The organism is Mesorhizobium sp. M1E.F.Ca.ET.041.01.1.1 (assembly GCF_003997355.1).
Lineage (GTDB): Bacteria > Pseudomonadota > Alphaproteobacteria > Rhizobiales > Rhizobiaceae > Mesorhizobium.
This window is the reverse complement of sequence record NZ_RZSL01000217.1, coordinates 1-9205: the sequence shown is the minus strand read 5'-3', so window position 1 is coordinate 9205 and position 9205 is coordinate 1. Positions and strand designations below refer to the sequence as shown.

The 9205-nt window shown below is 64.1% G+C and carries 11 protein-coding genes; 8 read left to right on the top strand and 3 right to left on the bottom strand.

The window, feature by feature from the left end:
- The 5 genes from EOA38_RS18580 to EOA38_RS18560 form a co-directional block, all read left to right on the top strand.
- Window positions 1–370: FAD-dependent oxidoreductase (locus tag EOA38_RS18580; protein WP_189434733.1), on the top strand; the 370-nt coding region annotated here is incomplete at its 5' end.
- A gap of 2 nt (window positions 371–372) precedes the next feature.
- Window positions 373–1686 (top strand): NAD-dependent dihydropyrimidine dehydrogenase subunit PreA, encoded by a 1314-nt coding sequence (preA, locus tag EOA38_RS18575; RefSeq protein WP_127299898.1) that lies wholly within the window; start codon window positions 373–375, stop codon window positions 1684–1686.
- Window positions 1687–1978: 292 nt separating this feature from the next.
- Complete coding sequence (locus EOA38_RS18570; RefSeq protein ID WP_126093030.1) at window positions 1979–2497, top strand: Rrf2 family transcriptional regulator; 519 nt, start codon at window positions 1979–1981, stop codon at window positions 2495–2497.
- Between the two features lie 41 nt (window positions 2498–2538).
- Window positions 2539–2997, top strand: coding sequence for a carboxymuconolactone decarboxylase family protein (locus EOA38_RS18565; RefSeq protein ID WP_126093031.1), 459 nt, complete (start codon window positions 2539–2541; stop codon window positions 2995–2997).
- Between the two features lie 63 nt (window positions 2998–3060).
- A complete protein-coding gene (locus EOA38_RS18560; protein ID WP_127299899.1) occupies window positions 3061–3438 on the top strand; it encodes a DoxX family protein in 378 nt (125 codons plus the stop codon).
- Window positions 3439–3752: 314 nt separating this feature from the next.
- On the opposite strand, the gene EOA38_RS18550 is transcribed toward EOA38_RS18560, so the two are convergent.
- Together EOA38_RS18550 and EOA38_RS18545 are read right to left on the bottom strand one after the other, a co-directional pair.
- The gene (locus EOA38_RS18550; RefSeq protein WP_127299897.1) at window positions 3753–4475 is read right to left on the bottom strand and encodes an SDR family oxidoreductase; all 723 of its coding nucleotides are present in this window, start codon (window positions 4473–4475) and stop codon (window positions 3753–3755) included.
- Window positions 4472–5317, bottom strand: coding sequence for an SDR family oxidoreductase (locus EOA38_RS18545; RefSeq protein WP_127299896.1), 846 nt, complete (start codon window positions 5315–5317; stop codon window positions 4472–4474). The genes EOA38_RS18550 and EOA38_RS18545 overlap by 4 nt, the downstream gene beginning before the upstream one ends.
- 103 nt (window positions 5318–5420) lie before the next feature.
- On the opposite strand from EOA38_RS18545, the gene EOA38_RS18540 reads away from it, so the two are divergent.
- Window positions 5421–6293, top strand: coding sequence for a helix-turn-helix transcriptional regulator (locus tag EOA38_RS18540; protein ID WP_127299895.1), 873 nt, complete (start codon window positions 5421–5423; stop codon window positions 6291–6293).
- Between the two features lie 249 nt (window positions 6294–6542).
- Here EOA38_RS18540 and EOA38_RS18535 read toward each other — a convergent pair whose 3' ends face one another.
- Entirely contained in the window at window positions 6543–7172 is a 630-nt protein-coding gene (locus EOA38_RS18535) for a TetR family transcriptional regulator C-terminal domain-containing protein (protein ID WP_127299894.1), read from the bottom strand.
- A 253-nt stretch (window positions 7173–7425) separates the two neighbouring features.
- On the opposite strand from EOA38_RS18535, the gene EOA38_RS18530 reads away from it, so the two are divergent.
- On the top strand, window positions 7426–8754 hold the full coding sequence (locus EOA38_RS18530; protein ID WP_126093036.1) for an aspartate aminotransferase family protein: 1329 nt from the start codon (window positions 7426–7428) through the stop codon (window positions 8752–8754).
- A 38-nt stretch (window positions 8755–8792) separates the two neighbouring features.
- The coding region (locus EOA38_RS18525) for an endonuclease domain-containing protein (protein WP_245480867.1) at window positions 8793–9205 on the top strand (413 nt) is incomplete at its 3' end.

Here is a 9205-nt window from a genome sequence, read left to right as displayed (position 1 = left end):
CCACTGGCTGCAGCCGAAGCGCGTCATTGCCGAGAACGGCAAGGTGTCGGCCATCGAGCTCGAATACACCGCGTTCGACGGCGAAAAGCTCGCCGGCACCGGCGAGCGGCTGACGCTCGCCGCCGACCAGGTGTTCAAGGCGATCGGCCAGAGTTTTACGCCCGCGGCGCTCAACGGCAGCGTCGCCTCTATCGAGCTCGAGGGCGGGCGCATCAAGGTCGACGCGGAAGGCCGCACATCGCTGGCGAAAGTCTGGGCGGGCGGCGACTGCATCTTCGGCGGCGACGACCTGACGGTTTCGGCCGTGGCGCAGGGTCGCGACGCCGCCGAGAGCATCCACCGGGCGCTGACCTCTAACGGGAGGGCATGAGCATGGCAGACATCCGCAACACTTTCGTCGGCATCAAGTCGCCCAATCCGTTTTGGCTGGCTTCCGCGCCGCCGACCGACAAGGCCTACAATGTCGAGCGCGCCTTCAAGGCCGGCTGGGGCGGCGTGGTCTGGAAGACGCTTGGCGAAGAAGGGCCGCCGGTCGTCAACGTCAACGGCCCGCGTTACGGCGCGATCTGGGGCGCCGACCGCCGGCTGCTCGGCCTGAACAACATCGAGCTGATCACCGACCGCGACCTACAGACCAATCTGCGCGAGATGAAGCAGGTGAAGATGAACTGGCCGGATCGGGCGCTGGTCGCCTCGATCATGGTGCCTTGCGAGGAGGAGAGCTGGAAGGCGATCCTGCCGCTGGTCGAGGAGACCGGCGCCGACGGCATCGAGCTCAATTTCGGCTGCCCGCACGGCATGAGCGAGCGCGGCATGGGCTCGGCGGTCGGCCAGGTACCGGAATATATCGAGATGGTGGTGCGCTGGTGCAAGCAGTACACGCGCATGCCCGTCATCACCAAGCTGACGCCCAACATCACCGATATCCGCAAGCCGGCGCGGGCGGCGAAGGCCGGCGGCACCGACGCGGTGTCGCTGATCAACACCATCAATTCGATCACCGGCGTCGATCTCGACAGTTTCGCGCCGCAGCCGACCATCGACGGCAAGGGCTCGCATGGCGGCTATTGCGGCCCGGCGGTGAAGCCGATCGCCATGAACATGGTGGCCGAGATCGCGCGCGATCCGGAAACGCATGGCCTGCCGATCTCCGGCATCGGCGGCATCACCACCTGGCGCGACGCTGCCGAATTCATGGCGCTCGGCGCCGGCAATGTGCAGGTCTGCACAGCAGCGATGACCTACGGCTTCAAGATCGTGCAGGAAATGATCGCGGGGCTGGAGAACTGGATGGACGAGAAGGGCCACGCCTCGCTCTCCGACATCATCGGCCGCGCCACGCCCAACGTCACCGACTGGCAGTATCTCAACCTCAACTATGTCGCCAAGGCGCATATCGACCAGGATGCCTGCATCAAGTGCGGCCGCTGCCACATCGCCTGCGAGGATACCTCGCACCAGGCGATCACCAGCATGGTCGACGGCTTGAGGCATTTCGAGGTGATCGAGGCCGAATGCGTCGGCTGCAACCTCTGCGTCAATGTCTGCCCGGTCGAAGGCTGCATCACCATGGAGCCGCTCGCGGCCGGCGCGATGGACCAGCGCACCGGCAAGCAGGTGTCGCCGATCTACGCCAACTGGACGACGCACCCCAACAACCCGATGGCCAAGGTGGCTGCGGAATAAGCTTGGGTTCCTCGCCCCACGAAGTGGGGAGAGGTGGACCGGCGAAGCCGGGACGGAGAGGGGCCTGCGGGACGACTGGGAATTGCCCATACAGTTCCTGATCACCTTTCCATTCTGCTCGCGCCTCTTCCTTCATCGATTCTGACTTCGCAAAGGTCGTCCCCTCTCCGTCCCGGCTTCGCCGGGCCACCTCTCCCCCGCTTCACGGGGGCGAGGAACCCAAGTCCTCATTCCATATTGCGGATAAAAATTATCCATGATAGAAGTTATCCATGAATAGGAGCGGCAGACCATGAAGCTGGGAGAAGGTGTCGAAGCGGCGATCCACTGCGCCGCCATGCTTGTCGGCGTCGACGGCAACAGCACCATGTCGGGCGCCGCCATGGCCGAGGCCTTCGGCCTGTCGCCGAGCTATCTCTTGAAACATCTCAACCAGCTTACGGCGGCGCGTATCCTGGAATCGGTGCCGGGACCCGCCGGCGGCTACCGGCTGGCGCGGCCGGCCGAGCGCATCACGCTGCTCGACATCGTGCTGGCGGTCGAGGGCAGGGAGCCCGCCTTCCGCTGCGGCGAGATCCGCCAGCGCGGCCCGGTCAAAATAGACGCCTCGGCCTATGTGAAACCCTGCGGCATCAATGCCGCGATGCTGAAGGCCGAGCGCGCCTATAAGGCAGCACTCGCCGAAGTCAAGCTATCCGATATCGTGGCGAACTACGCCGCGGAAGGTGATCCCCGATCGATTGCCGCGAGCTGCGCCTTTGTCGAGCGCCACCAGCGGCCGCAGAAATCCGCTTTATCCAAACAGATCTAGACCCACTTCTAAACCCACCCAAAAACCTGGAAGGCAAGACGATGAAACCGAGACTGCAGTTTTATGCCAAGGCACCCGAGATCATGAAGGCGGTGTCGGCGCTCAACAAGGCCGTCGACGAATGCGGGCTGGAGGTGAGCCTGCTGCACCTGATCAAGCTCAGGGCTTCGCAGATCAATGGCTGCTCGTTCTGCGTCGAGATGCACAGCCGCGAGGCCAGGCGCGACAGCGAGACCGAGACCCGGCTCTATCTGGTCGCCGCCTGGAAGGAATCGCCGCTGTTTTCCGAGCGCGAGCGCGCCGCCTTCGCCTGGACCGAGGCGGTGACGCTGATCGCCGACAACGGCGTGTCGGACGAACTCTACGCCCGCACGCTGGAGCATTTTTCGGAAGAGGAACTGGTCAAGCTCTCGGTCGCGCTCGGCATGATCAACACCTGGAACCGGCTGTGCATTCCGTTTCAGGCCATTCATCCAGTGCCGGCTGCCAAGGCTGCCTGAGGATTTTGAGTGGTGCGCGAGTCTGTTGCAGGCTCGCGCGCTTTCATTTGCGAGATCAACGACATGTTCGAGAGTTTTCAGAACGAGATTCTGTTTGCCGCACGCTTGCTGCTTGGCGGCGCCTTCGTCTTTGCCGGCCTGCGCAACATCCAGAACAGAATTCTGGTTGCCTCGTTGATGGCGGCGCGCGGCGTGCCGCAGGCGGGCCTGGCATTGTGGCTGGGCATCATGCTGCAGGTCGTCGCCGGCGCGTTGCTGGTTGCCGGCCTTTGGACCGCACCGGCGGCTGCAGGCCTGATCCTGTTCCTCATTGTCGCGACACCGATGTTCCACAATTTCTGGGACCATCAGGGTCCGGATCGCGCGGCCCGCATCAACGGCTTTGTCGGCAATGTTGCCTTGGCCGGCGGGTTCATGGCGCTGATCGCGCAGGCCGCATAGCGAAGAATTTATTGCGCCTTCATGATGGCATCCACGCCGTTTCCTAGTGAACCGAATAGCCAACGTTAAGGCGGAGGAGGAGCCGGTCGCTGCACCCAATCGCCGACGGTGGCGCCGCCCCTCATTGCCCTGCCGGGCATTTCTCCCCGTATAGTGACGGGGAGAAAGACGCCGTCATCGATGATTTCGCCAATCGCCAGCATTGCTGGAAAGGCGCCGAGGCGGCGGCCAGCTCCCTTCTCCCCGTCACTATACGGGGAGAAGGTGCCGGCAGGCGGATGAGGGGCGGCGCAGACCTTCGATTGCTGTCCGGTTCAAGCCGCGAAGCGCAGGCCGCCGTCGCAGGTCAGCACCTGGCCGGTCATGAAGCCGTTGGACACCAGGAAGGCGATCGCGGCGGCGACGTCATCGGCGCGGCCGATGCGGCCGACCGGCGTCTTGCCGGCATATTCGGCAAACACCGCCTGCCGCTGCTCGTCCGGCAAAAAGTCCCACCAGGGCGTGTCGATGACGCCGGGCGCCACCACGTTGACACGCAGCGGCTTCAACTCGACCGCGAGGATCGGCGCCACGGTCAAGAGCATGCCGTTGATGGCGCCGATGCCGGCGATGCCGGGCGCCGCGAGCTGCGCCGAGACCGCCGAAATGAACGTGACCGATCCGCTTTTGTTCAGCGTCGGGAGAGCAGCCTGCAGGCAGGCCAACTGCGGCCGGATCTTCTCGTCGACGCCGCTGCCGATGTCGGCGAGGTCAAGCGTCGCGAACGGCCCCAGCCCCTTGCCGCCGCTCGCGGCCAGAACGAGATGATCGAACGGCCCAAGACCATCGAAGAACTGCCGGACCTCATCCTGCCTGGTCGCATCGAAAGCGGCCTTGCCGACGGTACCGCCAAGGCTCATCAAGGCGCTTCTGAGCTTCTCCTCGTTGCGGCCGGTGATCGTCACTTTCATCGTGGGGCTGACCAGCCTTTTGGCCGTGGCAAGGCCGATGCCGGACGAGCCGCCGATGATCACGCAGTGTTCGATGTTCTCGCTCATGAATGCTGTTCCCTGGATATCGAGGATGGTTGCCCTGTCAGTTCGAGGCTGAGCGCCCGCAGCCGGCGGCGCGCCTTTAGGTCATAGGCCTGGGCATCCGCGCGCGATTCCCGCTGGCCGTCGAAATAAAGGCCGCTGCGCCCTTCAAGCGCCGGTGACGTCGCGAGGTTGAGGATGGCGTCGGCGCCGGTTTCGACCGAGTTCCACGGGGTGACGCCGGCTTGCCGGACCATGGTCGTGTCCATGTAGCTCGCCGGATGGAGCGCGTTGACGGTGACGCCGGCGCCTTTGAGCTGTTCGGCCAGGTCGATGGTGAACAGGATCTGCGCCAGCTTGCTCTGGCAGTAGGCGCGCACGCCGCTGTAGCCGTGGGTCAGCATGACATCGTCGAAGTCGATCGCCTGCTGGCCGGCCGAGGCGACATTGACGATGCGCGCCGGCGCGCTTGCCTCGAGCAGGGGCAGCAGCTCCGACGTCAGCAGGAAGCCGGCGACATAGTTGACCGCGAAGCGCAGCTCATAGCCGTCGGCGCTCACCTGCCGTTTCGCAGCCTGGCCGCCGGTGCCGACGCCGGCATTGTTGATCAATATGTCGAGCCGGCCGGTCGTTGCGCGCACGGTTTCGGCGAGGCGGCGCACCTCGGCAAGCGAGGAAAGGTCGGCGACGAGAAATTCGGCCTTGCCGCCCTTGGCTTCGATGGCGGCGACTGCCGCCTTGCCGCGGGCTTCGTCGCGGCCATGCACCAGCACGCGGGCGCCGGCGGCGCCGAGCCTTTCGGCGACGACTCGGCCGACGCCGTCGGTCGAGCCGGTGACGAGAACTGTCTTGTTCTTGAGTTCCATGTCCAGAGCCTCCTTACGTTGCTCTGAATGCAAAATGGGGCGCGGCGCGCGCCTCAAACAGTTCAAACTTTATCCTGGTATCGATACTGCTATAATAAACCTTATGGATGCCGTGACCCATTCTCCCGAGGACAGCCGCCGCCGCGAGCTTGGCGCTTTCCTGCGCTCGCGCCGCGAAAGGCTGTCGCCTGCCGACATCGGTATCGCGACCGGCGCCAGGCGGCGCACGCCTGGGCTGAGGCGCGAGGAAGTGGCGATGATCGCCGGCGTCGGTACCACCTGGTACACCTGGCTGGAGCAGGGCAGGGACGTGCGGCCTTCGGTCGAGGTGCTGACGGCGCTCTGCGAGGCGTTGCGTCTCGACGCCGTCGAGAAACGGCATCTGTTCATCCTCGCCGGCCGCCAGCAGCCTGAGCGGCGCGTGGCGGCGCCCGAAAAAGTCGACGGTCCGCTGCTGCACATGCTGCAAAGCCTTGTCCTGCAGCCGGCCTATGTTGTTGGCCGGCGCTGGGACGTGCTGGCCTGGAACGATGCGGCGGCGGCCGTGTTCGGCGACTATGGCCTGCTGGAGGGCGATGCCCGCAACATCGTCCATCTGGTGTTCGCCAGCCCGCACCATCGCCGGCTGCTGGTCGACTGGGAAGAGCTCGCCCGCGTGGTGCTCGCTTCGTTTCGCGCCGAGAGCGCCAAATATGTCGGCGATCCGGATTTCGAGCGGCTGATCGCGCTCATGATGCGTTCGAGCCCGGAGTTCCACGACTGGTGGCCAAGGCGAGACGTGGCGCGACGGCTGACCGGCGTGAAGCATGTCCGCCATCCGACCGCCGGCGCCATGGCGTTCGAGCATATGAGCCTGTCGATCGACGACGGCTCGGACATGCGGCTGATCGTCTACACGCCGCTTGCTGAGCAGAATTCGATCGCCAAGCTCAAGAAGCTGCTCGAAGCGCAGCCGGTCGAGCGGCGCAGCGCGTGAGGTCCCTCAGCTTCGTCATCCACGGGCGGAGCAAGGAGCGTAGCGACGCAGCGCAGACCCGAGGATCCATTCCGTGCCCTCGGGGCGCCGCTACCGTCCCGAATTCTGCACCGCTGCACCCCACGGCAAAGGTAATGGAATGGATCCTCGGGTCTCCGCGTCCGCTTCGCTTCCGCTCCGCCCGTGGATGACGAAGCTGAGGGGGCTGCGGCCAATCTCCAGCGGCAGCAACAACCGAACGACGAGTCGCTACCCCTTCGGTTTTAGCCCATCAAGGAATAGCTGCTCCAGAAATCTGGCGGCATCCTCGAAGCGGCCATCGCCGCCGCGGTCGGGGCCGAGCACGGCACGAACCTGCACGTCGAAATCGGCATAGTGCTGCGTCGTCGCCCAGATCGCGAAGATCAGGTGCCAGGGGTCGGTACGGGCGATCTTGCCGGCCCGCATCCAGGCCTTGATGACGGCGGCCTTCTCGTCGACCAGCGTCTTCAGTTCGCCCTCCAGCATCGGCATGATGCGCGGCGCGCCCTGCAGGATCTCGTTCGCGAAGAGCCGGCTTTCGCGCGGGAAGTCGCGCGCCATTTCGAGCTTGCGGCGGATGTAGCTCCTGAGCTCGGTCATCGGATCGCCGATGTCGTCGAGTTCCCTAAGCGGCGCCAGCCAGGTGTCCAGGAGCCGCTGCATCAGCGTCTCGTGAATGTCTTCCTTGCGGCGGAAGTAATAGAGAAGGTTCGGCTTCGACATGCCGGCGGCTTCCGCGATCTGGTCGATGGTCGAGCCGCGAAAACCGTTGGCGGAGAAGACTTCGAGCGCGGCTTCCAGGATGAGTTCGCGCTTTTCCTGCTGGATGCGGGTGCGGCGGGGAGCTGAGCCTTCCATCGTGTCCGTCATCCTTGCCGGCTGCCGTTGCGAGGGCTTTCTGGACCAATTCTCTGGACCAGTTTTTCTCTGAGCTGTGGAGCGCGCTTTCGATGCCGCATTTCCGTTAGTAATCCCTTGACCGCCGACAGGGCGGTGCTAACGTTTGTCCAATCGGTCAAAATTTGCGTAGCATGAAAACCACGCGAAGACCAAGTGCTGGGAAGACCAAGCGTTAGCGCACCGAAACAGGTTACAAGGGGAAGTCTTGGTCATGTCCAACCGGCTGAAAGTCACGCCGAACGATCTCAGCGCATTCTGGATGCCGTTCACGGCAAACCGGCAGTTCAAGCAGGCGCCGCGCATGTTCGTGTCCGCCAAGGACATGCACTACACGACGAGCGACGGCCGCAAGGTTCTCGACGGCACCGCGGGTCTCTGGTGCGTTAACGCCGGCCATTGCCGGCCGAAGATCACCGAAGCGATTCAGGCCCAGGCCGCGGAGCTTGACTATGCGCCGGCCTTCCAGATGGGCCACCCGATCGTGTTCGAGCTGGCGAATCGCCTGGTCGACATCGCACCGAAAGGCATGGACCACGTCTTCTTCACCAATTCCGGATCGGAATCGGTCGAGACCGCGCTGAAGATGGCGATCGCCTATCACCGCGTCAGGGGCGAAGGTTCGCGCACCCGTCTGATCGGCCGCGAGCGCGGCTATCACGGCGTCAATTTCGGCGGCATCTCGGTCGGCGGCATCGTCAGCAACCGCAAGATGTTCGGCACGCTGCTCGGCGGTGTCGACCATCTGCCGCACACTCACCTTCCGGAGAAGAACGCCTTCTCGAAAGGCGTGCCGGAGCACGGCGCGGAACTGGCGAATGATCTCGAGCGCCTCGTCGCGCTGCATGACGCCTCGACAATCGCGGCCGTCATCGTCGAGCCGGTCGCGGGCTCGACCGGCGTCATCCTGCCACCGAAAGGCTATCTGCAGAAGCTGCGCGAGATCTGCACCAAGCACGGCATCCTGTTGATTTTCGACGAGGTGATCACCGGTTTCGGCCGTCTCGGCGCGCCGTTCGCGGCGGACTATTTCGGCGTCACGCCGGATATCATGACGACGGCCAAGGGCGTGTCCAACGGCGTCATCCCGATGGGCGCGGTGTTCGTCAAGAAGGAGATCCACGACGCCTTCATGACCGGCCCGGAGCACATGATCGAGTTCTTCCACGGCTACACCTATTCGGGCAATCCGATCGCCTGCGCCGCGGCGCTGGGCACTTTAGACACCTACAAGGAAGAGGGCCTGCTGACCCGCGGCGAGGAGCTCTCGTCCTATTGGGAGGATGCGCTGCACTCGCTGAAGGGCGAGCCGCATGTCATCGATATCCGCAATATCGGCCTGATCGGCGCGATCGAGCTGGCGCCGATTGCCGGAAGCCCGACCAAGCGGGCCTTCTCGGCCTTTGTCAAGGCGTTCGAACGCGGCGCGCTGATCCGCACCACCGGCGACATCATCGCGCTGTCGCCGCCGCTGATCATCACCAAGGGCCAGATCAACGAACTGATCGACCATGTTCGGGATGTTCTGAGGTCTATCGATTGACAAACTGGGCGCGGATACCCCTCCCCCTTGAGGGGAGGGTGGCCGCGAAGCGGTCGGGTGGGGTCCTCGGTGACGCGCGCGAACATTATTTTTTGCGAGGGCTGCCCCTGATGCCCCGTACCCGCGTGAGTTTCGAGATGCGTCAAAAAGCGCGCGCGCTTCGAGTTCACGCGACCAAGGGCGAAACCTTGCTCTGGTATGAGTTGCGCGAGTTCAAATCAGTTGGCATCAAGTTTCGCCGTCAGTGCCCCATAGGGCCGTATATCGTCGACTTTGCCTGCTTCGCCGTGAAGCTTATCGTCGAGGTCGATGGCGATCTGCACGAACACGAGAAGGGCAAGCGGCACGACGCAGTCCGCGATGCATATTTGCGATCGCTTGGGTACGATATCTTTCGCGTTGACGAACCCGATGTCATAAACAGCGCCTGGCACGTCGCGCAGGTGGTCAA

Bases quoted from the DNA above. Each gene is read 5' to 3' on its own strand.
- preA (WP_127299898.1), top strand. From the start codon at position 373: ATGGCAGACATCCGCAACACTTTCGTCGGCATCAAGTCGCCCAATCCG.
- EOA38_RS18570 (WP_126093030.1), top strand. From the start codon at position 1,979: ATGAAGCTGGGAGAAGGTGTCGAAGCGGCGATCCACTGCGCCGCCATG.
- EOA38_RS18565 (WP_126093031.1), top strand. From the start codon at position 2,539: ATGAAACCGAGACTGCAGTTTTATGCCAAGGCACCCGAGATCATGAAG.
- EOA38_RS18560 (WP_127299899.1), top strand. From the start codon at position 3,061: ATGTTCGAGAGTTTTCAGAACGAGATTCTGTTTGCCGCACGCTTGCTG.
- EOA38_RS18550 (WP_127299897.1), bottom strand. From the start codon at position 4,475: ATGAGCGAGAACATCGAACACTGCGTGATCATCGGCGGCTCGTCCGGC.
- EOA38_RS18545 (WP_127299896.1), bottom strand. From the start codon at position 5,317: ATGGAACTCAAGAACAAGACAGTTCTCGTCACCGGCTCGACCGACGGC.
- EOA38_RS18540 (WP_127299895.1), top strand. From the start codon at position 5,421: ATGGATGCCGTGACCCATTCTCCCGAGGACAGCCGCCGCCGCGAGCTT.
- EOA38_RS18535 (WP_127299894.1), bottom strand. From the start codon at position 7,172: ATGGAAGGCTCAGCTCCCCGCCGCACCCGCATCCAGCAGGAAAAGCGC.
- EOA38_RS18530 (WP_126093036.1), top strand. From the start codon at position 7,426: ATGTCCAACCGGCTGAAAGTCACGCCGAACGATCTCAGCGCATTCTGG.